This window comes from Natronosalvus halobius (genome assembly GCF_024138145.1).
Lineage (GTDB): Archaea > Halobacteriota > Halobacteria > Halobacteriales > Natrialbaceae > Natronosalvus > Natronosalvus halobius.
Genome location: NZ_CP099998.1, coordinates 271,292 through 293,861, shown reverse-complemented (window position 1 = coordinate 293,861; position 22,570 = coordinate 271,292). Strand labels below are relative to the sequence as shown.

Sequence of the window (22,570 nt, the reverse complement as noted above, 5' to 3'; positions counted from 1 at the left end):
GATTCATAGACTCAACGAATTCAGCATAAGCCTGTCGAATTCTTGGAATCAAATACTCTGTGACTCAAACCTTCAAAATGTCAAAAACTTCCTGAATCATTGATTCATGGATTCATGGACTCAGCGAATTCAGCACAAGCCTATTGAGTTCTTGGAATCAAACAATCTATGATTCTGCTAATCAAGACCTCATGGAATCATTGACTCACTGATGGATGAGCTCATAGATTAGCAGGCTAGTAGGGGTTTGCTGTGCATTCCACCTCTTCTGAGGATCCTCTATCCATCTCTCTGTTTTCCTGTATTCATGCATTCGAGGAATCACTAACTCACTGACTCACAAATTCTTTAATTCATTGACTCAAAACGCTATTAACGACGCTATCTGGCGGGAACTCCGAAAGCGATTATTTCCCTTTAAAGGCTGCATTCAACTGTTCCTGCATGAACTCTCTGCGTACTCGACGAGATCGCGAATCGGAAAGATAGTTCTGCATAACCACACGGGGATCGCTACTTCCTTGCTCTGAGGCAATCTCGTCGACACCCTCGAGAACGCCCTCGAGGACGGTTGTATAGGTATCGTACCAAAAACGACGACAGAGCTGCGGACTCGGTCGCTCTCCTTCAATTCGGTCGGGGAGACCTGCCTTCGATGCAAGAGTTTGGAACCAGTTCCGGATCGTATCTCGCGTCACGTGTGGTGTTTTCCCCTGTGAAGATGGAAACAGGTACCCTGTCCACGTCTCATCGCCTGCTAACTCATCGATTCGAGAGTCGAGCATGTCCATTCCGAAGAGGAGAGACACTTCACCAGGTCCATTCTTGCGGTTCTCGAAGGCGATGAAGGGGACGTCGTCTGCAGGGACATTACGATGGAACTGCGAGATATGAAGTGCGGCGACCTCGCTTGCTCGAAGTCCCCAACCCGCTAATGCCACTAGTAACAGCTGTTCTCGCGTCGACGTTGCCACCTGCGTCAGTTTCCGAATATGGTTTGCTGAAAGAGCTGGAGTCGAGGATTCCTCAACTTCCCATTTGAATTCGTCGTAGAGACCGCTCGCAGGATTTATCGAGGCGATGCGCCGCCCAACGAGATGCTGATACCAGGCATCCACGACGCGTCGCACACGTTGGAGGGTCTGGCCGCTGTATTCGTGTTCTGCTCCCTCGTTTAACCAGTCGAATGCTGCATAACACGCGTCAACGGCTTCGTAGGCTGGCGTCTCTCGACCCCGTTGAATCGGTGTGAGGAGGTCGTCTGTGCCGTTCGCGGTCCTGTAGGCACGTACGTAGAGGTTCAGACGCGTTCGGAGCGCGTCGACAGATGACATCGCCAGACTATACCGAGACATTCGACGGTCGAGAAACTGTTCGAGAGCGTCGATTGTTGCGTCATCTGCGGTTGCCCAGGAGTATCCCTCATCACTGTCGCCAAGCCCGAGGTCCTCGTTCCAGAACTCCCCGAAGGAGCGATCGTGGTGACGCCGGAGAGCTGCGAGGAACGCTCGTGCGTCGTGATCCCGAAACCATTGGTAGGACGGTTTCTCGGTCTTCGAATCGATACCCTCCGCCTCGAGACACGGAGCGATTTGACCCCAGTATAGGTTGGTGAAGTCCTCGAGTGAGCACGACGTCCATCGGACACCATCGAATGAGGGTGTCCGCCCTACTTCGATTTCGCCATCCTGGTCGGTCCCTGGCTGACTCATTGGATCGTTTTCGAAGGGGTTTGTCTGTTCGTATCTCGAGTGAAGCGGAATTTTGTTGGAAACCCGCTCGCGCAACTGTATGGTGGTTCTGAGAGTGGCATATTCGGGTTAATCAACGATTTAGTTGAATTCCTTATTAATTTGTGGGTTCGGCTGACTGGTAGAGTCTGCTAAACCCACGCCGTTCTCGCTGAATTCACACGCCGAACGGATAAATCATATAATGCTATATTCAATCCCCCGGTCCTTTCAGGTCTGATCGAGCTACCGACTGTGTATCCCCCATAGCCTGGTGTTCGAAAGCGTGAGGAGCTCTACGGACACGTCGACCAGACGTTACTCGACGTGATCTCCGGCGTCAATTACGTTTGAAGTGGTGAGAACGTCGGTGCTCATTGTGAGACCAGTCCAATCTACAATACACGGTTCGATGAAACACCCACATGATACACAGATCGGTTAACAAGCACTGGTGCAGAATCTCGGCGGGTTGACGACTGTCGCTGTCGAATAAGAATATGATTGGGAGATCCTTCGCACACAATTGTGAGCAGAAAATATCAAACCGCTGCTTCCGATCCGAGAGAAAAAGCTGTAGGGGTGAAATAAGAATTTGTCAATCGATGGTCGGCCGTCTCACTACCGTCGTATCACTAAATTAGTGCTTTGGTTATACCATCGCTACGATAACGCATTGTGGTCGAGAACGTGGGGTCGGTCAGTTCAATGTACTTGCATGAGATCTGCAGTACGAAACATCGAACGCACTATCGAGGGGGGCGGTCCGGAGTAGCGTAATTTAGCGTTCAACACGAGATCAAACTGGCTGGAACCGAGTCTTCCGTGTGGTTTGATGATGCGGGGGAGACGACGCTCTGATAACGATTCCGTGTATTCGAACAATTTCCCTTCGTTTCGACGCGATTTTCACGGCGGAGCGATACGGATCGACCAGTAAAGCCAATTTTTTCGCGCACCGTTTGACTGGGTCCGAACGTTCCGTAGCAACCAACAATATTACAATAGTATGGATGTAATAGATCTTGTTATCGAGGAAAGGGCAAGATTTGATATGAAGCCGCAGACAGAACGGACAATCATCAGTAGTGGCGTCGCAATCGCATCGGAGCTTGGCAGATGAGCGGAAGAACCGCCGTGGAACGGACTGATTTTCGTTCCGCGTATTCGAACGATAGAACGTGTTATCGACGAGAAAGAACGTCGAGAGGAATCAGCGGTCACACCTGACTGCGTCACCGCAACCAATGATAACACCACATGGTGTTATTATGCTTTTGTAACGCTGGAATACCGAAGGCCAGCGCGCGAAGTAGGTCGTTCCTGGTGTCGTTTGAACCGATGGCTTCTGCGTTAAAAATCGGCGATCACGGCGGAGAGGGTATGAACGAGAAGAATTTGAGCCACTGGAAGGGCCGTCGCGAATCCGTCATCGATTCCTGCTAGTGTCGTCTCGGAAATACGCTAGACGCGCAACGTTGCTGTGATTCCGCATCGAGGAACATCTACCTCATGAGTAAGCGATGTTGAGTTCGAGTTCGTTGGCCGTTCCGAGAAGGAGATTGGGTAACTCCTCGTCGAACCACTGGCCTTTGAGCCTGTGCGATGGGCCGGAGATGCTGAGCGCACCGATCACTTCGTCGTTAGGGCCGCAGACGGCGGCGCCGACGGCGTGGAGACCGCCGAGGTTCTCCTCCCTGTTAAAGCTGTATCCGCGCCGGGAGATGGTTTCGAGTTCGTCGAGGAGGGTTTGACGGTCGGTGATGGTCGAGTCAGTGATTGGATCGAACTCCGTCTGGTCGAGAATGGCTGCTCGGCGATCGTCGTCCATCTGGGCCAGTATAGCCTTCCCCGCGGCGGTCGCGTGGAGCGGAATCCGACTGCCAATTCCAGGGTCTGTGCGGACCGCTCGGTCGCCGAACGACCGGTGGATGTACACCGCTTCGCCATGTTCCTCAACGAGAAACTGGGCCCGTTCGCCCGTTTGGTTGGCGAGTTCCTCCACTTTGTCCTGTGCGAGTTTGTACCCCGGATGGCGCGTTCTGGCACGTTGACCCAGATCCAGAAACTGAAGCCCGATCTCGTATCCTGTGGGGGTTTCCACGATGTATCCGAGATCCAATAGTGTCGTGATGTGGCGGTGCACGGTGCTCTTCGCGAAGCCCAACTCGTTGGCGATAACCGTGATCGTCGAGCCTTCGTTGTCCTTGATAAATTCGACGATAGTGAAGATCGTTCGTGCGGTCTTGACCTTGTCCTTGCCCCCTCTCTCGTCTGTTCGTGCCATACGGTACCTTATGCCGGGCGGAAACAAATAGTATTCGATCATACGGAACATGTTGCCACAATCGGTCGTCGGCCCGCGGTCGCGCTGTGTGGGCGTGGGGTCGGACGCGACCTCCGACGGGACAGGTTACGAATCATTAAGTCGTCAGACCGTGACCAACCTACGATGAGCGAATTACGGGCAGTAGCGAGGGGTGATCAACCGGCCGACCTCGTCCTACGGGGTGGTCGAGTTTTCGACCCCGTCACGGAGACCTACGAACGCGGGGACCTGTTGGTCGCCGATGGTCGGATTGCCAGCTTAACGCTCGATTCGTCGGCCTCAATCGGTCCCGACACCAACGTACTGGACGTCGCGGACTGCCACGTTCTCCCCGGGTTCATCGATGTTCATACCCATCTCGATACGTTTCAGGCATTCGAACGCGCGTTCCGACACGCGCTAGCCGGCGGTACGACGACCGTCGTGACCGAAACTGATCGATTCGCCATGCGGTTCGGCCGTGCGGGAATTGAACTGCTACTCGACGCAACCGCTGATCTCCCCGTGACTGTGTTTGGAACTCTACCGGCAGGCCCCTTCTACCGGGACGTTGCGGGTCGACGACTGTCCGACATTGATCTCGACGACATCGCTGACCTAGCGTCAGATGACCGCATCGTCGGCGCAGGAGAAGTGTTCTGGAACTACGCGATAGAGAGGAGCGATGAGACGCCGCTCACTACTCTATTCGAGGCCGTCCGCAATCACGGCGGCGTAATCTGCGGCCACGGGGCCGGGTGCAACGACGAAAAACTGACGGCGTTCGCCACCGAAATCGACAATGATCACGAAATCCTGAAGGCGGAAGATGTCGGCGAACGCCTCCGCCGCGGCGTCGTCCCAATCGGCCGCTACGGTTCGATACGCGACGACATCGATGCGTTCGCAGCTGGCACAGAGGGCGTTCCGGCGGGGGAGTTGTGCCTCTGCAGCGATGGTATGTGGCCTCGAGAGCTTGTCGAGGACGGATACATGGATGCGGTTGTTCGTCGCGCCGTCGAGGCCGGCATCGAACCGACGCGCGCGTTCAGAATGGTCACGTTGAACGCCGCCCGCCACTTCGGACTGACCGATCGCGGATCGCTCACACCGGGCTCGGTCGCTGATATCGTCGTGCTCGGCGACGAACAAACCGTCGACGTCCGAACGGTCATCAGTTCCGGGTCGGTCGTCGTCCAGGACGGCGAGGTACGCTGTACAGATCGGCCGTTCGACTATCCGGAACGCGTTCGAAATAGTGTCACCGTCGACGTAACCGAAGACCGCTTTCGCGTGGATGCGGCGGGTGGTGGTGCGGTCGCGGCTATCGACTACGAGGAGGGCCTGCTCTCGTCTGAGACGCGCGTCGAACCGCCAATCATCGACGGAGAGTACCGCGCTGCACCCGATCATGACCTGCTCAAGGCGGCGCTGCTCCCTGGCAGCGCCACCCGGCGAGACGGCGGATTTACTGGGTTCGTCACTGGGTTGATGCTTCAAACGGGCGCGGTCGCGACGAGCGATACCTGGGGTTCTCCCGGCGTCCTGACGGTAGGCACGACCGCCGCCGAAATGACCGCTGCCGCGCGCCGGGTGGCGGAACTCGGCGGCGGCTGGGTCGTCGTCGAGGACGGTGAGCCGGTCGCGGAACTCCCGACGCCGATCGCTGGCGTCTGTTCTGAGGACGCTGTCGAGCGAACACGCGATCTCGCCGAGGCGGTTAGAGGTGCGCTCTCCGCGCGGGGAATGACCGCCTCCCAACCCCTGCTGGCGCTCGGGACGCTCTCGGCCGTCGGGATGCCATGGTTCAAACTCGCGACCGGCGGCTACGTCGATGTGATCGCAAACGAAGTCGTCAATCTTCGGCCAGAATGAACTGCCCCGGGAATCGCGTGTGGACCTGTCCGAATGTTTAACTGGGTCGTCAGTGTACTATAGCCGATGAACAAGATCGGTGTCAGGCTTCCCGACGAGACGTATGGGTACGACGTGAGCGAGATCGTCGAGTTCGCAAAACACGCCGAAGATTACGACTACCACTCCGTCTGGGTGGCCGAACTCCAGGGGCCGAACGGTTTCATTATTCTTGGCCAGATCGCCAGCGAAACCGACGAAATCGGCCTCGGAACGGGGATCGTGAACGTTTACTCCAGAACGCCTGCGCTGCTGGCAATGAGCGTTGCCACGCTCGATCAACTCTCAGACGGCCGAACGCTGCTCGGCCTAGCCGCGAGCAGTAAGGTGACTATCGAGCAGTGGCACGGGATCGAGTACGCCCGTCCTCTCCGGCGCGTTCGCGAAACTATCGAGATTGTAAACGAGGCGATGGCTAACCAGCGCGTCGACTATGACGGCGACATCTTCACTCTCGAAAATTACCCACGCTCCTACGAAACGATCAGGGACCACGTTCCGATATACAACGCTGCGCTCGGGCCAACTAACCGTAAGCTCACCGGCGAATTCGCTGATGGGTGGCTTCCTGTCCACGTCCCGCGCGGGAAATTCGAGGAGTTCGTCGGGGAGATTCGAGAGAGCGCCGAGAACGCCGGCCGTGATCCCCAGGATGTTACTATCGCCCCGTACGTCGTCGCTTGTGTCGACGAAGACGGCGAACGCGCCCGCGACCACGTCCGTGGCTTGCTCAGTTTCTACCTCGGGGCGATGGACTACTACGCGAAGGTGTTCCGCGAGTTCGGCTTCGCGGAAGACGTTGAAGCCGTCCGCGAGGCCTGGTCGGCCGGCGATCGCGAGGAGGCCGCCCATCGCGTGAGCGACGAGTTGCTCGACGAGATCGCCATCGGCGGCACGCCTGAGGAGGGCAGGGAGAAACTGCGCGAGTACCGCGAACTGGGCGCGGACGTTCCGATCGTCTACCCGCCTAAGGCCCCGAGAGAAACCATCGAGACGACCATCGCTGAACTGGGGTCGTATTGACCGCCCGGACCGGTCACCTCAGCCGAGCACGAACACCGGAAGCGTCGTTCCCACAACGTCCGTGAAATCAACCGTCACGGGCGCGCCGACCGAAACCTGGTCGGGGTCGCAGTCGACGACGTTTCCAAACACGATCGGCCCGTCGTCTAACTCAACTAGCGCGTTGCAGTATGGCGTCCGTTCTCCCCACGTCGGGTGGTAGTCCACGTGGACGACGGTGTAGGAGTAAACGATTCCTGTTCCCGCCGACTCCCGCAGGTCGACATCGGCGGACAGGCAGTGCGGACAGGCCACTCGCGGCGGGAAGTGCGATTCGCCGCAGTCCGCACACACTGGAAAGACCAACCGTCCATCCGCCGCGTGTTCGAGGTACTCGGAGACGATTGGCCAGTGGAGCGGGTCGCTCGCGGACATTGTCACCGCCCTCCTCGGCCCAGCAGGGCCGTGCTGTGACATGCGCATGTACTCCCCATTCCGTGAACGAGGCCGACCTCTACGTCGGGGACAGTCGCACCGAGGGTCTCGCCGGTTAGCTGGCGGATACACTCGATCGCGGTGTTCATCCACATGCTCACGCCCGGTTGCCCGAACGTCAGGTCGCCGCCGTGGGTATTGAACGCAATCTCTCCCCCTTCACGGGCGATCCCACCGTTCGCCACGAACTCACCGGCCTCGTCCACGTCACAGAAGCCCAGATCGGCCAGCAACAACAAGGCGACGTTCGAGAACATGTACGTGACTTCGGCAACGTCCACGTCGTCCGGGCCGAGGTTGGCGGCTTCGTAAGCGAGTCGGCTCGACTTCCGCGCACCAGTGTGAGTCAGTCGATTAGACTCGGTGATCGCCCCGGACCGAAGCGAGGGGCGGGCCGAGACGTACTCGTGGGTCGAACACTCGCCGGTGCCAAGTATCTCGACGGCGTCTCCGTCGTAGCTGTCGGCGTTCTCTGCGCTCGTGACAATGAAGGCGCCGCCAGTGCCGGCTGGTCCCCAGGGGACGCAGTCGTACAGCCCTAGCGGCTCGGCTACCGGTGGGGCATCCAGGACCTCTTCGACCGTCAAGAGTCCCTTGTCTCCGAGTGTCGCGTGTGGGTGATCGACGCCCCACTCGCGGGCGCTGACCGCGACGCGGGCGAATTGCTCGCGCGTCGTTCCGAATTCGGCCATCTGACGGCGGGCGATGAGCCCCATCGCTCCGGGATACACCAACCCGTAGGGATGCTCGAAAACGGGGTCGACGTCCGTCCCGGCCATCCCGCCCTGTGGGTCATCGAACGACGCGGCTGCGTCGCTCTGGACGCACAGTACAGGGTCAGCGACTCCAGTCTCAACCGCTAGCGCCGCGTACTTGAACATGGAGATGACGCCCGCGCTGTGGAACGTTACCGTCGTTGAGAACGTTGGTGTCAGGTTGAAGTGACTCGACAGGACGTTATTATACCGCGGTCGCTGGTCGGCTAGCGGTGGCCAGCCGGTTAGTAGCCCCTCGATTTCGTCCTTCTCGATGCCAGCGCGATCGAGTGCGTTCCGTATCGCCTCACCGGCGAGCTGGAGCGGCGCCTTCAACTCGTCATCATCGGCGTAAGATTCGCCCCAGCCGATGACCACTGGATTGTCAGCAATTCCCATGGACGTGGTGTGATACCTGACGAGAAAAGGATTCGGGTCCGGCAAACGAGTTGGACGACGTCCAGGACGTGACGCCACACCGAGGTGGAAGCCGATCTGCCCGCCCAAAACAGCGAACATGAGTCGTGCCTACTCGAAAAACCGACGGCTGACAGCCTTGCGATCGATCTTGTTCACTGCGCCGGTCGGCACGTCGGCCGTCGAGTCAGTGAAGGCGTACGATTTCGGTCGCATCTCGCTTGTCAGATCCTCGCTGTCCTGACACCGATCGTCGAGTTCGGCTTCGAGCCTGTCGGTTTCTTCGACGGCCTGCTGCGTGACGACAAGGGCGCAAACTCGCTGGCCCCAGGTGTCGTCGTCGACACCGACAACTACGGCTTCGACCACGTTGGGATGTTTGAGCAGGACCGCCTCAACCTCAGCCGGGTAGATGTTGATGCCCCCGCTCCGAATGCGGTCGTCGATACGCCCCTCGAAGACGAGATCGCCCGACTCCGTCACCCGCATGCCGTCGCCCGTATGGAACCACCCGTCCGTGACGTACTCGTGTTGCTTTTCGTCGGACAAGTACCGCGTCATAAGCGCGTCACCACGCGTGATGAGTTCCCCGATGTCACCGGGTTTTGGCGGTGTGTTGGGAATCTCCGTTTCACCCGGCGGAAGCAGTCTGGCGTCCGTGCTCCGCCCTGGACGGCCGAGCACGGGTGGATCGTTGTACGGTTCCGTGAGCCGGTTGACCAGCACGAGACCTGACTCCGTGGTCGCGAAGATCTGGTAGAGTTCGTCGGTGAGCTTCGCTAGTTCGCGTGCCCGCTTGGCCGTCGGAACGACGCCGTGGACAGCGCGCAGTGAAATCTCTCGGTCGCGCTCTTCGAGGTAATCAAGGAGGACCGTCCCCTGCGTGAATACCAGCATCATCACGGTGACGTTGTACTTTTTGTACAGCTCGTAGACACGATCAGGGTCGAACGTCCTGAGCACGACGTTTGTTGTCCCACTAGCGACCGTCGGGAGCCCATACTGGAGGTACGGCGCGGCAAACATCATGTCGTTGGTTGTGAGCCGAACGTTCTCTGGCCCGAACGGGAACACGTCGTGCAAGTTGTCGTTGAAGTGGAGCGTGGCCTTGTGGTCCCGCAGAACGCCTTTGGGCCGTCCGGTCGTTCCTGAGGTCCAGAAGATGTTGTGGAGGTCCTCGGCGTCGTGATCGTTGCTCCCCGCTGGTCGGCTTCCGTCGTACGCCGCGACGAGTTCGTCGAGCGTCGGATCGTCGATTGTCGCTGAGTCGTCCAGCGAGACGAACTCGGCGTCGGGTGCAGCCGCACGAACGTCTGGGAACGTGTCCGATAGGATGTCCTCGTCGGCCGTGTAGAAGACTGCTGCCGGATCCAGCGTTTCGCAGATGTGCTCGACGTTCGACCGGGACTGAAACGTACTAATCGTCGAGTAGACCGCGCCAAGCTTCGAGCAGGCGAAAAACAGCGTGTGAAGGTCACCGTGGTTGTGTCCGTGAACCACTATGCGGTCGCCCACATCGACCTCGATATCACGGAGCGCCTTCACTGTCTGGTTGACGCGGGCATTGAACTCCCTGAAGGTATACTCATCTCCCTCGAAGACGAGTCCAGTCTCGTCGCCCCGCCAGTATGCCTGTCGTTCCAGCTCGTGATGCACGAGGTGGTTTCCCATGACTCTAGTTCGCACAACTTCGTCTTATCTTTACGGGTTCGCTTTTGTCACTTCTCGACGTCGTCCGGCAACATATCGCGGGCGGCCGCCTCCTCGAGCACGATCGGGAGACTTTCGGTCACTGTGTTGATACCGATGACGCTCGCGATCTCGATGACCGCCATGACCTGTTCGCGCGTTGCACCGTGACCGAGGGCGTTGCGAATGTGAATTCGCAGCCCCGGAAGGTAGAGGTGGTTCGTGGAGGCGTCCGCGGCGATGATGACGAATTCGCGCACCATCGGGTCGAGTGGACCACTCTTGAACGGGTGTGCGGAGTAATTCAGATAGTGCTCGAAGTACTCGTGGTCGATCCGGAGAACCTGGTCCCACAGCTCGTCCCAATAGCCGCGCTCGGCCTCGAACTCGTCTCGAAGCTGCTCCTGTTTCTCCAGTTCGGCTTCGACGGCGTCCTCGGGCAGGCCGGCCTCGTCGACCAGCACCGGGACGCCCTCCGTCACCGCGTGGACGCCGATGGCCGAGATCATTTCGATGACGTCCATCACCTCGTCGACCGTCGCACCCGCGTCGAAGGCACGGCCAACGTGGCGCCGTATTCCCGGCTCGTACAGCGTCGTACACGCGGCGTGAGACGCCAGCGCAACCAGTTCGGCCGTCTTCTCGTCGAGCGGTCCGTCCATTGGATGAGACGCGATCTCATCGTACCGGTCTAGAAACTCTGGGTCGATCTCAGCCAACCGGTCCCAGACGGGATCGTCGCCCCGCATGGTTCGATCGTCGACCGACATTGTCACAGCTCCTTCGCCGCGAAGCGCGCCGGCGCTCCGTCGCCGCCACGGATCTTGATTGGAAAGCCGACCACGTCGATCCGCTGGCCGAGAAACGGCTTCAGGTTAGCTAGGTGTTCGGCGATGAGAACCTCCGCGCTCAGCATCGTCCGATGGACCGGAAACTCGAGCCACCCGTCGGGCCGCTGCTCGACGGGGATGTCGGGAGTAATCGTATCGAGGCCGACCAGTTTCGGTCCAACGTCGGCGAAGTATTCGGCGACCTCCTCGGCCAGCCAGGGGTGTGGATCGTAGTCGTCGGTACCGTACTTCTCGTACCAACCAGTGTACAGGAAGACGATGTCACCGGGCCGGACCTCGCCGTCGGCCGCCTCGACGTCCGTCATTGTAATCTCGCGGACCTCATTGGTCGAAACGTCGAGGACGATGCCCTCGCCGGCGAACGTCGATAGTGGGAACTCGTCGATTGACTTTCCACCTTCGATGAAGTGCAGCGGAGCGTCGATGTGCGTCCCGATGTGCGTCGGGACCGAGTAGTACTGGACGTTGATCCCGTCGTCTTCGACGTCTTTGACGGTCTTGAACTCAGGCGACGGGAGTGCGCCCGAGTGGGGCATCTCACCGTAGAACGGTTGGCTCAAATCGTGCCACATACCGACACAGTCTACCGGCCGCGATATTAGTGTTTGGTCGATCCCAGGCGTTACTTCGGCTCGAACTTCGGCAGCGACACCTCGTCGGTCACGTCCTCGAAAACGACGCTGACCGGCATCCCCCGGTAGAGGTCGTCGTTGTCGCACTCGACCGGCGCGAGGTAGCGCGGGCCCTCCTCGAGTTCGACCTCCGCCACGTTGTAGGGCACGTCGTCGGCGAACGCGTCGAAGTAGACCCGGTGGAAGACAACCCAGGTGTTGACTTCTCCGCGGCCGCTGAGTTCCGTCCACTCGTGTTCCTCGGCCCAGCACTCCGTACAGACGGGGCTGGGGGGCCAGCGGACGTGGCCACATTCCCCACACTGCTGCATGCGGAACTCGTGGTCGCTCGCAGCGTTCCAGAACGGTGCGTCGTCGTCGATCTGCGGAAGAGGTCTGTTCGTCATGGTCGGGTTCTGAGGATGATTGAGTCACCAAATGGAGTCGCGTACTGCATAGTGTCGGCCCCATCGAGTTGTCTGTCGCCGGCCTTGCCACGGAGTTGGTCGTACATTTCCACGAAGTGGTTCCAGGCCGTGATGTGCCCGTTCGAGAGCAACCCGCCGTGGGTGTTCATGGGCAACTCGCCGTCGAGACCGATGTTACCGTCGCGAGCGAACTCGAAGGCGGTACCGGGATCGCAGAAACCCCAACGTTCGAGCGCGTACCAGACGTTTGGCGTGAATGCGTCGTAAGTGAACAGCGCGTCGATGTCGTCACGGGTGACGCCTGCACGTTCGTAGATGGGATCGGTCACGCTCGCGTCGTACTCGTACTCTTCCTGGGTGCGGATGCCCATTCCGGGGCGGGCGAATAGGTGATTGTTTCGGCCCGCGCTTAGCCCCTCCATACCGGCGATGTGCGCTGGCTCGTTGGGGAGCGATTCGGCGTTTTCAGCCGTCGTGACGATGACGTACGCGCCGCCGTCGGTCAGCGGCGCGCAGTCGTAGAGCCGGAGCGGATCGACGATATATTGGGACTCCTGGTGTTCCTCGATAGTGATGGGATCGGCGAAGTGCGAGCGCGGGTGCAGTGCCGCGTGGTCGCGGAAGGTCTTCGAGATGTGAGCCAGATCCTCGCTCGTCGCCCCGTATTTCTCCATGTAGTAGCGCGTGGCGAGCGCGTTGCCGCCGACCGGTGCGGTCATTCCGTACCAGGGCCGTTCGGAGTGTTCCGAGATCGAACCGATCTCGGAGAGACTCGCGCGCTCGTTCCCGCCGAACTGCGAGACGGCGTTGAACTTCAGCCCGAGGCCGACCGCGACGTAGTCGGCCAGGCCCGCCTCGACTGCCATCGCGGCGTGCTGGACGCAGCTACTTGCCCATCGACCGTGAGCCCAGTACTGGGCCGAAAACTCGATGTCGAGGTCGAGTGCCTCGCAGATCCTGTCGTAGTGTCGCGACAGCGGCGACCCCATGTTCGTCACCAGCCCGTCGAGCTCGTGTCGGTCGAGTCCCGCGTCGTCCAATGCGTCCTTCAGCGCTTCCGCTGCGAGCCCGAGTATCGTCCGATCGGGGAACACGCCGAACTCGGCAGTCGTCCCGGCACCAATCAGTACCGGGTTCTGGTCGTAAGACATTCACTAGCAAATGGTTCTGCCGACGATAATATAGCTTTCCTCTTGCCCCCAATTCGCGCGACATGTGCGAATTGACCACAAGAGTCATTATCTCGATGCCGCAACGAACTGTATGCGCAGCCGAAGCGGAGAGATATCAGACTCGATCATCTCGGATGAGCACCGGATGCTCCGGGACGAAACCCGAAAGTTCGTCGATAACGAGGTTCGCCCCGAAGCGAGCGAACGAGATCCGAACAAGGAGCCGATGTCGGACGAACTCATCGAGAAACTCGCCAAAATGGGCTTTTTCGGCATTCTCATCGATGAGGAGTACGGCGGGCTCGGGCTCGATCTGATGGCCTACGCGCTCATTGCCGAGGAATTGTCGCGTGGCTGGCTCTCAGTCGGCAGCATCATCGCCCGCGGCCAGAGTCTGGCGGGCGCGACCGAGGAACAGAAAGCGCACTACCTCCCGAAGATGGCGACCGGCGAGATGTTGAAGTCCATCGCAATCAGCGAACCCGAGGCCGGGTCGGACGTGGCAAACATGCAGACGACGGCCGTCCGCGACGGCGACGAGTACATCCTGAACGGGACGAAGATGTGGATCACCTTCGCCAAGGAGTCCGACTTCATCTTGACCTACGCCGTGACCGACCCGGACGCCGAACCCGCTCACAGGGGTATCTCGGGATTCATCGTCGAGAAACCCTCGGGAACGTTCGATCGAGACGGACTCTCCGGCAGTCCGGTTAACAAGATCGGTTACCACGGTTGGGAGACGTGGCAGGTCTACTTCGACGACGTACGGGTCGATGTCGACAAACTTGTCGGCGACGAAGAGGGGAAAGGGTTCTATCAGATCATGGAGTTCTTCGAGGAAGGTCGAGTCCACACGGCTGCGCGCGCCGTCGGCCTCGCTCGCGCATCGCTCGAAGACTCCCTCCAGTACGCAACCGAGCGCAACCAGTTCGACGAACCCATCAGCAACTTCCAGGCAATCCGGTTCAAACTCGCAGAGATGGCGACAAAGACAGAGGCTGCGCGCGCGCTGACGCTACTGGTTGCCCAGGCCGTTGACGCGGGCGAACGAGCCGACGCTGAGGCGGCCATGGCGAAACTGTTCGCCAGTGATATCGCCGAGGAGGTAACGAGCGAGGGCATTCAGATCCATGGCGGCTACGGCTACACTACCGAATTCGACGTCGAGCGCTACTGGCGTGACGCACGGCTGACCAAGATCTTCGAGGGAACCAACGAGATTCAGAAGCGTATCATCGCCGACCGCCTGCTCTCCGATTAATCCGATTGCTCGACCGTCCCGTCGTCGACGAGTGCTTCGACGTCGTCCTCCTCGTATCCAAGTTCCTCCAGAATCGTCTCGGTGTGCTCGCCGAGTATCGGCGGATGCTGGTCGATCGACTGTTCGATATCGTCGTATTTGACCGGGAAGCCGAGCGTGTCGATCTCGCCCGCCTCGGGGTGTTCGAGGGACTGCCGCATTTCACGCGCCCGGACCTGCGGATGGTCCCAGACCGAGACCGTGTCGTTGATCGGTGCGGCAGGAACGTTCGCTTCCTGGAGGGTATCAACGAGATCGTCGACCGTCCATTCACCGAGTTTCTCCGCCAGCGCGGCTTCGAGGTCGTCGACGTTTTCAACGCGATCGTTTACCGTTTCGAACTTCAGTTCGGCGGCGAGTTCCGGGGCGTCGATAGCCTCGCAGAACCGTCGCCAGTGGCGGTCGGTAACTACCGAGAGCTGGACATCGCCATCACTGACCTCGTAGACGCCCTCTGGCGCGAAGTAATTGTGTCGACGGCCGAACGGAGGGTACGGTTCTCCCGTAAAGAAACTGTACGTCGCCCGCGTCACCAGCCCGGCGACGCCGGCGTCGAGCAGCGACACGTCGACGAACTCGCCCTCGCCCGTCTCGCGACGATTGTACAATGCCGTCAGGATGCCCTGGACGGCGTACAGCGATGCGAAGATATCGTTCAGCGGTACGCCAGTTCGCATCGGTTTGCCGCCTTCCTCGCGGGCCATCGACATCGTTCCCGAAAGCGCCTGGATGGTCGTGTCGATACCGAGGTCGGTTCGGTACGGTCCCGTCTCGCCATAGGCGGAGATCGAGCAGTAGATGATCTCGTCGTTGCGTTCGCGGGCGGCTTCGTAGCCGATGTCGTAGTTATCGGTGAACGTCGGCGGGAAGTTCTCTAGTACTACGTCGGCCGAGGCGACCAGATCCATGAAGACCTCTCGACCGTCCTCCCTCGTCACATCGAGCGCCAGACTCCGCTTGTTCCGGTTGGCCGTCAGGTAGTAGAAGCTGTGACCGTTTTCGCTTGGTTCGAGCGTTCGCGAGAGTTCACCCGTTCCTGGTCGTTCAATCTTAACGACGTCCGCGCCGAGGTCACCGAGCAATTGGCCGGCGTACGGGCCGGCGATCATCGTCGAGAGTTCCAGTACGGAAACGTCTGAGAGTGGTCCCTGCGACATCGTGATTCGACTGTAATTGACGAACGACCGCGTCTTACCTCTTCTGATAGGCACTTTCTCGCGGATGCGTCACTCCCGGAGCCGGAACTGCGGAAAGAGCCCATCTTCGGCCGGAAGCTCGCCGAAGGTCACCTCGACGGCCGTCCCAATTTCGATGTCGTCCGGTTCACAGTCGACGACGTTGGTCACAAGGAACGGTCCCTCGTCGAGTTCGACGAACGCAACCGTGTACGGCACCCTGTCGCCCCACGTCGAGTGGATGTCGACGTGAATCGTCGAGAAGCTGTGGATCCGGCCCTCGCCGTCGACTTCCACCCAGTCGAGCGCGTCCGCCCAGCAGTAGGCGCAGACGTCCTGGGGCGGGAAGACGTACTCATCGCACTCGTCGCAGCGCTGGACGATGAGCCGTTCCTCCTGGGCCGCCTCCCAGAACCGTCGCGCATCGAGCGTATTCCTGCCGCCGCCGAGTCCCTTGTCGTAGTAGGTATTGTTCTTCGTCATGGTATCACCGCGTATTCGAGAGAATCGCGATTGTGTTGCATGCGTACAGCGGGCCGCCGGTTGCGTAGACGAGACCGCGTTCGACGCCGTCGGCCTGTTTACCGAGCGCCTCGCCCCGAAGCTGACGGAGGCATTCGATGATGCGGTCGACGTACAGCGTGACGCCGGACTGGCCGGCTGTCAGTGCGCCGCCGTCGGTGTTGAACGCGATGGAGCCGCCGTCGGGATCGATGTGCCCCTCGCGGACGAACTTGCCGCCGTCGCCCTTTTCACAGAAACCGAGGTCTTCGAGCATCAATGGTACCGCGTTCGACGTGCCCGCGTCGGTTTCGACGACGTCGATGTCGGCCGGTCCGAGGTCAGCCATCGCGAACGCGCGTTCCGCAGCGTCGGCCATCCCGGTGTCAGTGAGGTTGCCGCGTTCGGGCCAGTACGGGCAGTTCAACCGCGGCGTAACGTGTTCGTGGGTCGCTCGCGCCCCGTAGCCGTCGACGTAGACAGGGTCAGCGTCGAGCGACTCGGCGTTCTCTACTGACGTGACGACGAACGCCCCGCCGGAGCCGCCAGGACCGAGCGGCATCACGTTGAGCAGCCGTATCGGTGACGCGATCATCGGCGACTCCAGGACGTCTTCGACGGTAATCGGCCCCTTGTGCCCGAGAGTCGCGTGCGGGAACTCGATCCCCCATTCCCGACAAACGACGCTTGCCATCGCGAACTCCTCCGCCGTGTGCCCCAGTTCGTGCATTTGTCGGCGCGCGCCCATGCCGAACGCTGCGGGCATGATGATGCCGTACGGGTACTCGAACTCGGGGTGGACGTCCATCGTTCCGGCGAACTCCGTATAGTTCGTGTACTTGTCCGAGGACGGCGCGATGTGGGGGTATGCTCCCAACGAGGCTGCCGCGTCGGCCCCGGCGCAAACGACGTACTCGACGGCGCCTTCCCGGACGGCCATGCTCGCGTGTTCGATCATCGAAACCGCGCCCGCGCTGTGCATTGTAACCTCTGTGCTGTAGGTCGGCGCCAGGTTGAGGTAGCTTGCGAGCGCGTTGTTCCACTGCGGTCGGTGGTCTGCAGCCGGTCGCCGCGCCGTCAGCAAGCCCTGTCCGCGGACGTCGGATCGATCGAGGCCCGCGTCCTCGACTGCCTCCCGGACCGCTCGAGCGGCCAGCGTGATTGGCGGTTTCGGATCGTCGAAGTCGGCGAAGGCGTCGCCGTAGCCGACGATAGCCGCCTGTGGTCGGTTCGCCATGTACCACCACGTGATTCGAGCCGAGTTAACAATTGTGATGCGACAAACGCGCCGTCGAGGACTGTGGCATTATCTGTCAGTTCTCTCACGGTGTCCAGTCCTTTGAGAGGCTGGAAACCATCTTCGGGACCGAGTACGACGGTCTGCTGGCCCTCGGTGAGCGGGTGATCACACTTGAACGCCACTTCAACAACCAGCGTGGACTCGACCGCGACGCCGATTCTCTCCCATACGAACCTCCTGGGTTTGACGAGGCGCTCAACGCCTACTACGACGCCCACGCCTGGATCGTGCGGACGGTCCCCGCCGACCGCGTCCCTGGAAACGACGGGGCCGCTCTCGCTGACGATTGGCGCCACCCGCGGGCGAGTTTTGATGCTAACGTTTAACGCGATGGAGCGGGTTCGAGCAGGTATGAGTGACGTACCAGTTGGACTGGTTATGCCGCAGACAGCGTCGATGCCGCGCGTTCCGACAGCCGACGACGTCAGCGAGTTCGGACGAACTGTCGAGTCGCTCGGGTACGATTCGTTGTGGCTGAACGAAAGTTGGGGCTGTGACACGTTCATCGAGTTGGCCGCCGCCGCTCGCCACACCGACGAACTGCGACTCGGCACGTCCATCGTCAACGTGTTTACCCGAACGCCCGCCACGCTGGCCATGGCTGCCGCGTCGATGGCACGGACCTCGGACGATCGGTTCGTCCTTGGCCTGGGCGCGAGTCACCCAGAACTCGTCGAGGACCTCCACAACGTCGACTGGGATCGCCCCGTTCACCGGATGTTCGAGACGATCTCGCTGCTTCGGGAACTGCTGGGTGACGGCGAGGAACTCGATTACGAGAGCGATTTGTTCGACGTCTCCGGGTTCCCCCCGCTTTCGGCCGATGTGCCCATCTACAGCGCCGCGCTCGGTCCGGCGAACCGTCGCGTGACCGGTCGGGTGAGCGACGGCTGGATACCCTACAACGTCCCGTTCGACGATTTGGACAACGCCTTCGAAACCGTTGCCGGCGCGGCGAGCGAGGCTGGTCGCGACCCGGACGACGTCGCCGTCGTTCCCTACGTTGCAGCCGTCGTGGACGACGATCCTGAGGCCGCCCGCGAGGAGATTCGGACCAATATCGCGAGCTATGTCGGTGGATTCGCCGACGACTCCTACAAGAACGCCGTCGGCGAGGGCTTCGCCGACCAGGCCGATCACATCGCCGACGCGTGGCGACGCGGCGACGAGAGTGCGGCCCGTGTGGCGGTCACCGACGAAATGGTCGACGCCATCGGGATCGCGGGAACGCCAGAGATGGCACGCGAGAAACTGCGGTCGGTTCGCGACCGGCCGCTAGTCGACGAAGTGCTCGTCGCCGTTCCGCACCCAGTCGATCGGGAGATGGCCGATCGCACTGTTCGTGAACTCGCACCGTCCGAACTCTGAACGGCCACTGCTCTACCGGTACGCAATCGCGATTGGGGTCGTTAGTAGCTCGTCTCCGCGCCGTCGTTCGCTATCTTGTCGAAGTATTTGTAGATCTCCGTATAGTCGGCCTCGTAGCCGAGTTCGGCACGAATGTACGCGATGATCTGTCGGATAGTCCCACCGGCCATGAACGGCGTTCCGGTCTCGCGCGTGACGTCCATGAGCAGCTGCATGTCCTTCTCGACTAGCGCCATGTTGTAGTCCATGTCATACTGCTCGGTCATAATATACTCAGGGAACTTGAACGAGGTTGCCGTGTTCTGCCCGCTGGACTGGTTGAATACGTCGACCATGGTCTCGACCTCGAGCCCGACCTGTTCACCAATGGAGACGGCTTCGGACGTGCAAATCATCGCGACGAACGAAAGGTAGTTGTTGACCAGTTTCATCGCGTGACCGTGACCGGGCTGTTCGCCGATGTAGAAGATATCCGAGCCGATGGACTCGAATATCGGTCGGCACGCCTCGAATACGTCGGTGTCGCCGCCGACCATCACTGAGAGTGTGCCGTTCTCGGCACCCGATCGACCGCCGCTCACGGGCGCACCGAGGACATCCACCGAGCGCGTGCTCAGTTCCTCGTCGACGGCGTTCGTCGTCGACGGCGTCGACGTCGTCAGGTCGACCAGGACGTCGCCGTCGCCCAGACCGTCGCCGAGTTCGTCGACCACCTGGACGACTTCGTCCGGGCCGGGTAACGAGAGCATCACCACGTCTGATTTGCGAGCGAGTTCGAGCATCGTGTCTGCACTGTCGGCGCCGGCTTCGACGAGCGGGTCAACGGCCTCCTCGCGGATGTCGAAGACCACGAGGTCGTGGTCGTCGGCGAGCAGGTTGTGACACATCCGGCCGCCCATCGTACCGAGTCCGATAAATCCGACTCGTACCATAGCATCCGTAGGTGCGAAAGGCAGTGCCATAACTGTTACCCCGCCTCACACCACATCGACGATCGATACCAGGCGTCTCGATGCTGTGCTCAGTCGGCGACGGGTAACCGCTCGGCGCGATCAACCAGGCGGCCTCGCCGGCGCACTCGCACGATTCGTCAGCGACTCGGCGATAAAAACGGTGAGCGGGTGCCTGTTCGACCGGCACATCCAGCGATTACGCGCCGGCTCGTATCAGTCCATCCGCGGCACGCCAACCTCGTCCATCCACGCCTCGACCGCGTCGCGCCCCTCCTGGGAGAGGCTGCCATAGGGAGCGCGCGGCGAGCCGACGGGGACGCCGGCGATTTCGGTACCCGCCTTGCAGACGGGGGTGAGGCCGACATCGGCAGCCGCCGGCGGGAAGTCGCCGAACGCGCGTTGGATCTCGATTGCGCGCTCCAGCTCGCCGTCCTGGAAGGCCTCGTAGACGTCCATCGACGGCTTCGAGATCGGTGCCGGGACGATCACGCCGGTGTCGACAACCTGTAGCGTCGGCAGGAGGACATCCATCGTCGCCAGGACATCGGCGTGTCCGGCGTGGTGAACCGTTTCGAAGAGGTACGCAAGCTTCGCCCAGTCGCGCGAACTCTCCTTGACGTACTCGACGCCGTCGACTTCCTTGGCGATCCGGACCATCGTCTCCTTGGACATATCCACGGTGACGCTCGGGTTGTTGTACATCAGAATCGGCAGGTCAGTCACGGCGTCGATATCCGTGTAGTAGCGGATGATGGCGTCGGAGCTCGGTTCGACACCCCACGGCGGCATCGCCAGCAGCGCGTCGGCACCCTCGCTCTCAGCGTGTTCGACCAGTTCCGTTACGACCGGCTGGGCCGGATAGGACACACCGGCCAGCACCGGGACGTCGCCGTCGACCGCGTCGATGGTTTCGGTGATGACTGTCTTGCGCTCTTCGGGGGACAACGCCGCGGTCTCCTGGACGCCGGTGCCTGAAGCGACGACGCCGTGGCAGCCGCACTCGAGTGTGAATTCAACGCTGTCCGCGATGTGTTCGGGCTGTAGTTCGCCGTCGTCGTCGAACGGCGTCAGCACTGGGGCAACAATTCCCGTGATGTCTGCTGGCATGGAACGAATCATCTCTACGTTCAACCGCAGGTGTATTAATATCTTGGGAACGGCTGCTCAGCGCCGGAGACGGACCGCTCAGCCCCGGAAATAGGCCGTGATCTCTCCGACGTCTGCAACCGACGGGAGGTCGGTCGCGAGTGCTTCGAGGGCCGCTGCATCCTCGGTGTCCAGGTACCGCTCTGCCAACAGATCGTACTTTTCGCGGAGTTCCGCCTCCGACAGCGGGTTCGCCGGTTCGCCGCGACAGGTTTTGAGTAGTATCGAGTACTCCTCGCCACTGGTCGTCCTGACGGTCGCGCGCGCCGGGAAGAAGTCAGGATAGTACGATTCGAGATCTTCGCCGTGTTCGACTGTGATACGGTCGATGAGGTCGTGAACGTCGGGGTCCGAGAGATGTGGCTCGCGGAACTGCTCCAGAAACGCTCGCCTCTCGATGAGGGCGACTGCGACACTGTATTGCAGTGAGAACTGCGCGGCCGTCGAGGACTTTGGACGGGTCTTCCGGTCGTGCGGAATCGCGACGATGGACATGGCAGCGTCGACGATTTCGACGGTGATGGAGTCGATGTCTGAGACGCTGACGTCGTGTTCCTCGGTCAGGTCAAGCACGGCGTCGATGGGTGTCTGGTTGTACCGACAGCACGCGTGGGGTTTGATGCCGGTTCGAGTGACTTCGAAGCTCGAATCGTCGTCAATCGTCGCCAGCAGGGCGTCCGGGTCGCTGTCGTCCGAGTAGGCCGCGAAGAAGCCGTTGTCGCCTTCGAGTATCGTCCGCGGGCCCGTATAACCGCGCGAGGCGAGTTCGGTGGCGATGATCCCCGACCGGGCGGCGTGACCTGGCTGGATGCGCTTGCTTAGCACGCCCTCCGCGAGGTACTCCTGATTACCACCGGCAAAACTCCCCGCAATGCCGACGGCATCAACCGTCTCGGCCTCGGACAGGCCCCGCAACTTCGCCGCGGCCAGCGCCGACCCAAACACGCCGCAGCAGGCTGTCGGATGGAACCCGCGCTCGTACAATGCCGCCGGATTGGCGGCACGCCCGATGCGAACCATGCACTCGTAGCCGGCGACCATCGCTTCGAGGGCCTCGCTCCCGGTCGCTCCTTTAGCCTCTCCAACCGCGAGAACGGCCGGAATCACGACGGCCCCCGGATGGACGGATGCGCCGCTATGCGTATCGTCCAGTTCGATGCCGTGGAAGATGGTCCCGTTCGCGAACGCCGCCGCCGGAACGGGCGCACTGCCGCCCCCGGCAACGGTCGCCTCACCGTCCCCGTATACCACGGAAACCATGTCCTGGACGATTTCGCTCGACTCCGTTGCCATCGCGCTCCCGAGAATGACCCCGAGTGCGTCCCTGAACAGGACGTGTGCTCGGTCGTACGCATCGTCAGTCAGATTGTCGACCGTGACGTCAAGACACCGTTCGACCAGTGATTCCGCAAGCGTTGCTTCGTCAGCCGTACTACTGCTACCTGCAGCCAT

General features: G+C 60.7%; 19 protein-coding genes and 1 pseudogene. 5 read left to right on the top strand and 15 right to left on the bottom strand.

From position 1 onward, the window contains the following. Positions 1–407 precede the first annotated feature (407 nt). Together NGM15_RS18310 and NGM15_RS18305 are read right to left on the bottom strand one after the other, a co-directional pair. Positions 408–1,712, bottom strand: coding sequence for a tyrosine-type recombinase/integrase (locus tag NGM15_RS18310; protein WP_311136471.1), 1,305 nt, complete (start codon positions 1,710–1,712; stop codon positions 408–410). Positions 1,713–3,240: 1,528 nt separating this feature from the next. Continuing rightward, positions 3,241–4,068 carry an IclR family transcriptional regulator gene (locus NGM15_RS18305; RefSeq protein ID WP_311136468.1) on the bottom strand — a complete coding sequence of 276 codons (828 nt, stop codon included), beginning with the start codon at positions 4,066–4,068 and terminating at the stop codon, positions 3,241–3,243. Between the two features lie 114 nt (positions 4,069–4,182). Between NGM15_RS18305 and NGM15_RS18300 the strand changes: the two genes are divergently transcribed. Beyond that, complete coding sequence (locus tag NGM15_RS18300) at positions 4,183–5,913, top strand: adenine deaminase C-terminal domain-containing protein (RefSeq protein ID WP_253438662.1); 1,731 nt, start codon at positions 4,183–4,185, stop codon at positions 5,911–5,913. A gap of 66 nt (positions 5,914–5,979) precedes the next feature. Continuing rightward, entirely contained in the window at positions 5,980–6,975 is a 996-nt protein-coding gene (locus NGM15_RS18295; protein ID WP_253438659.1) for an LLM class flavin-dependent oxidoreductase, read from the top strand. Between the two features lie 18 nt (positions 6,976–6,993). On the opposite strand, the gene NGM15_RS18290 is transcribed toward NGM15_RS18295, so the two are convergent. From NGM15_RS18290 to NGM15_RS18260, 7 genes are all read right to left on the bottom strand, one after another. Then, complete coding sequence (locus tag NGM15_RS18290) at positions 6,994–7,389, bottom strand: Zn-ribbon domain-containing OB-fold protein (protein WP_253438656.1); 396 nt, start codon at positions 7,387–7,389, stop codon at positions 6,994–6,996. Positions 7,390–7,391: 2 nt separating this feature from the next. Further along, entirely contained in the window at positions 7,392–8,603 is a 1,212-nt protein-coding gene (locus tag NGM15_RS18285) for a thiolase family protein (RefSeq protein ID WP_253438653.1), read from the bottom strand. A gap of 129 nt (positions 8,604–8,732) precedes the next feature. Next, the gene (locus NGM15_RS18280) at positions 8,733–10,292 is read right to left on the bottom strand and encodes a class I adenylate-forming enzyme family protein (protein ID WP_253438651.1); all 1,560 of its coding nucleotides are present in this window, start codon (positions 10,290–10,292) and stop codon (positions 8,733–8,735) included. Positions 10,293–10,339: 47 nt separating this feature from the next. Next, positions 10,340–11,080, bottom strand: a complete 741-nt coding sequence (locus NGM15_RS18275; protein ID WP_253438649.1) for a carboxymuconolactone decarboxylase family protein — start codon at positions 11,078–11,080, stop codon at positions 10,340–10,342. Between the two features lie 2 nt (positions 11,081–11,082). Then, the gene (locus NGM15_RS18270; RefSeq protein WP_253438647.1) at positions 11,083–11,733 is read right to left on the bottom strand and encodes a cyclase family protein; all 651 of its coding nucleotides are present in this window, start codon (positions 11,731–11,733) and stop codon (positions 11,083–11,085) included. A gap of 50 nt (positions 11,734–11,783) precedes the next feature. Further along, positions 11,784–12,179 carry a Zn-ribbon domain-containing OB-fold protein gene (locus NGM15_RS18265; RefSeq protein ID WP_253438645.1) on the bottom strand — a complete coding sequence of 132 codons (396 nt, stop codon included), beginning with the start codon at positions 12,177–12,179 and terminating at the stop codon, positions 11,784–11,786. Beyond that, complete coding sequence (locus NGM15_RS18260) at positions 12,176–13,351, bottom strand: thiolase family protein (RefSeq protein WP_253438643.1); 1,176 nt, start codon at positions 13,349–13,351, stop codon at positions 12,176–12,178. The genes NGM15_RS18265 and NGM15_RS18260 overlap by 4 nt, the downstream gene beginning before the upstream one ends. Before the next feature lie 112 nt (positions 13,352–13,463). On the opposite strand from NGM15_RS18260, the gene NGM15_RS18255 reads away from it, so the two are divergent. Continuing rightward, on the top strand, positions 13,464–14,636 hold the full coding sequence (locus NGM15_RS18255) for an acyl-CoA dehydrogenase family protein (protein ID WP_253438641.1): 1,173 nt from the start codon (positions 13,464–13,466) through the stop codon (positions 14,634–14,636). Here NGM15_RS18255 and NGM15_RS18250 read toward each other — a convergent pair. The 3 genes from NGM15_RS18250 to NGM15_RS18240 all read right to left on the bottom strand — a co-directional run bounded on the left by NGM15_RS18250 (position 14,633) and on the right by NGM15_RS18240 (position 17,588). Further along, positions 14,633–15,832, bottom strand: coding sequence for a CaiB/BaiF CoA transferase family protein (locus NGM15_RS18250; RefSeq protein ID WP_253438639.1), 1,200 nt, complete (start codon positions 15,830–15,832; stop codon positions 14,633–14,635). The two genes, NGM15_RS18255 and NGM15_RS18250, sit on opposite strands and share 4 nt — an antisense overlap. Positions 15,833–15,901: 69 nt before the next feature. Then, positions 15,902–16,333, bottom strand: coding sequence for a Zn-ribbon domain-containing OB-fold protein (locus NGM15_RS18245; RefSeq protein ID WP_253438637.1), 432 nt, complete (start codon positions 16,331–16,333; stop codon positions 15,902–15,904). Positions 16,334–16,337: 4 nt separating this feature from the next. Continuing rightward, on the bottom strand, positions 16,338–17,588 hold the full coding sequence (locus NGM15_RS18240) for a thiolase family protein (protein ID WP_253438635.1): 1,251 nt from the start codon (positions 17,586–17,588) through the stop codon (positions 16,338–16,340). Positions 17,589–17,644: 56 nt separating this feature from the next. On the opposite strand from NGM15_RS18240, the pseudogene NGM15_RS18235 reads away from it, so the two are divergent. Continuing rightward, positions 17,645–17,977 (top strand): annotated as a pseudogene (locus tag NGM15_RS18235) (aldehyde ferredoxin oxidoreductase C-terminal domain-containing protein); the annotation flags it as partial. Between the two features lie 25 nt (positions 17,978–18,002). Then, positions 18,003–19,019, top strand: coding sequence for an LLM class flavin-dependent oxidoreductase (locus NGM15_RS18230; protein WP_253438633.1), 1,017 nt, complete (start codon positions 18,003–18,005; stop codon positions 19,017–19,019). Positions 19,020–19,060: 41 nt separating this feature from the next. Here the strand turns inward: NGM15_RS18230 and NGM15_RS18225 are convergent, their stop codons facing one another. From NGM15_RS18225 to NGM15_RS18215, 3 genes are all read right to left on the bottom strand, one after another. After that, entirely contained in the window at positions 19,061–19,951 is an 891-nt protein-coding gene (locus NGM15_RS18225) for an NAD(P)-dependent oxidoreductase (RefSeq protein ID WP_253438632.1), read from the bottom strand. Between the two features lie 234 nt (positions 19,952–20,185). Beyond that, positions 20,186–21,079 (bottom strand): dihydrodipicolinate synthase family protein, encoded by an 894-nt coding sequence (locus NGM15_RS18220; RefSeq protein WP_253438630.1) that lies wholly within the window; start codon positions 21,077–21,079, stop codon positions 20,186–20,188. Positions 21,080–21,157: 78 nt separating this feature from the next. Then, on the bottom strand, positions 21,158–22,570 hold the full coding sequence (locus tag NGM15_RS18215; RefSeq protein ID WP_253438628.1) for an MmgE/PrpD family protein: 1,413 nt from the start codon (positions 22,568–22,570) through the stop codon (positions 21,158–21,160).

Excerpts from the sequence above, each read along its gene's own strand:
- NGM15_RS18305 (WP_311136468.1), bottom strand. The coding sequence starts at position 4,068 with ATGTTCCGTATGATCGAATACTATTTGTTTCCGCCCGGCATAAGGTAC.
- NGM15_RS18285 (WP_253438653.1), bottom strand. The coding sequence starts at position 8,603 with ATGGGAATTGCTGACAATCCAGTGGTCATCGGCTGGGGCGAATCTTAC.
- NGM15_RS18255 (WP_253438641.1), top strand. The coding sequence starts at position 13,464 with ATGCGCAGCCGAAGCGGAGAGATATCAGACTCGATCATCTCGGATGAG.
- NGM15_RS18245 (WP_253438637.1), bottom strand. The coding sequence starts at position 16,333 with ATGACGAAGAACAATACCTACTACGACAAGGGACTCGGCGGCGGCAGG.
- NGM15_RS18225 (WP_253438632.1), bottom strand. The coding sequence starts at position 19,951 with ATGGTACGAGTCGGATTTATCGGACTCGGTACGATGGGCGGCCGGATG.
- NGM15_RS18240 (WP_253438635.1), bottom strand. The coding sequence starts at position 17,588 with ATGGCGAACCGACCACAGGCGGCTATCGTCGGCTACGGCGACGCCTTC.
- NGM15_RS18295 (WP_253438659.1), top strand. The coding sequence starts at position 5,980 with ATGAACAAGATCGGTGTCAGGCTTCCCGACGAGACGTATGGGTACGAC.
- NGM15_RS18290 (WP_253438656.1), bottom strand. The coding sequence starts at position 7,389 with ATGTCCGCGAGCGACCCGCTCCACTGGCCAATCGTCTCCGAGTACCTC.
- NGM15_RS18310 (WP_311136471.1), bottom strand. The coding sequence starts at position 1,712 with ATGAGTCAGCCAGGGACCGACCAGGATGGCGAAATCGAAGTAGGGCGG.
- NGM15_RS18260 (WP_253438643.1), bottom strand. The coding sequence starts at position 13,351 with ATGTCTTACGACCAGAACCCGGTACTGATTGGTGCCGGGACGACTGCC.
- NGM15_RS18230 (WP_253438633.1), top strand. The coding sequence starts at position 18,003 with ATGAGTGACGTACCAGTTGGACTGGTTATGCCGCAGACAGCGTCGATG.
- NGM15_RS18220 (WP_253438630.1), bottom strand. The coding sequence starts at position 21,079 with ATGCCAGCAGACATCACGGGAATTGTTGCCCCAGTGCTGACGCCGTTC.
- NGM15_RS18275 (WP_253438649.1), bottom strand. The coding sequence starts at position 11,080 with ATGTCGGTCGACGATCGAACCATGCGGGGCGACGATCCCGTCTGGGAC.
- NGM15_RS18265 (WP_253438645.1), bottom strand. The coding sequence starts at position 12,179 with ATGACGAACAGACCTCTTCCGCAGATCGACGACGACGCACCGTTCTGG.
- NGM15_RS18300 (WP_253438662.1), top strand. The coding sequence starts at position 4,183 with ATGAGCGAATTACGGGCAGTAGCGAGGGGTGATCAACCGGCCGACCTC.
- NGM15_RS18270 (WP_253438647.1), bottom strand. The coding sequence starts at position 11,733 with ATGTGGCACGATTTGAGCCAACCGTTCTACGGTGAGATGCCCCACTCG.
- NGM15_RS18215 (WP_253438628.1), bottom strand. The coding sequence starts at position 22,570 with ATGGCTGCAGGTAGCAGTAGTACGGCTGACGAAGCAACGCTTGCGGAA.
- NGM15_RS18250 (WP_253438639.1), bottom strand. The coding sequence starts at position 15,832 with ATGTCGCAGGGACCACTCTCAGACGTTTCCGTACTGGAACTCTCGACG.
- NGM15_RS18280 (WP_253438651.1), bottom strand. The coding sequence starts at position 10,292 with ATGGGAAACCACCTCGTGCATCACGAGCTGGAACGACAGGCATACTGG.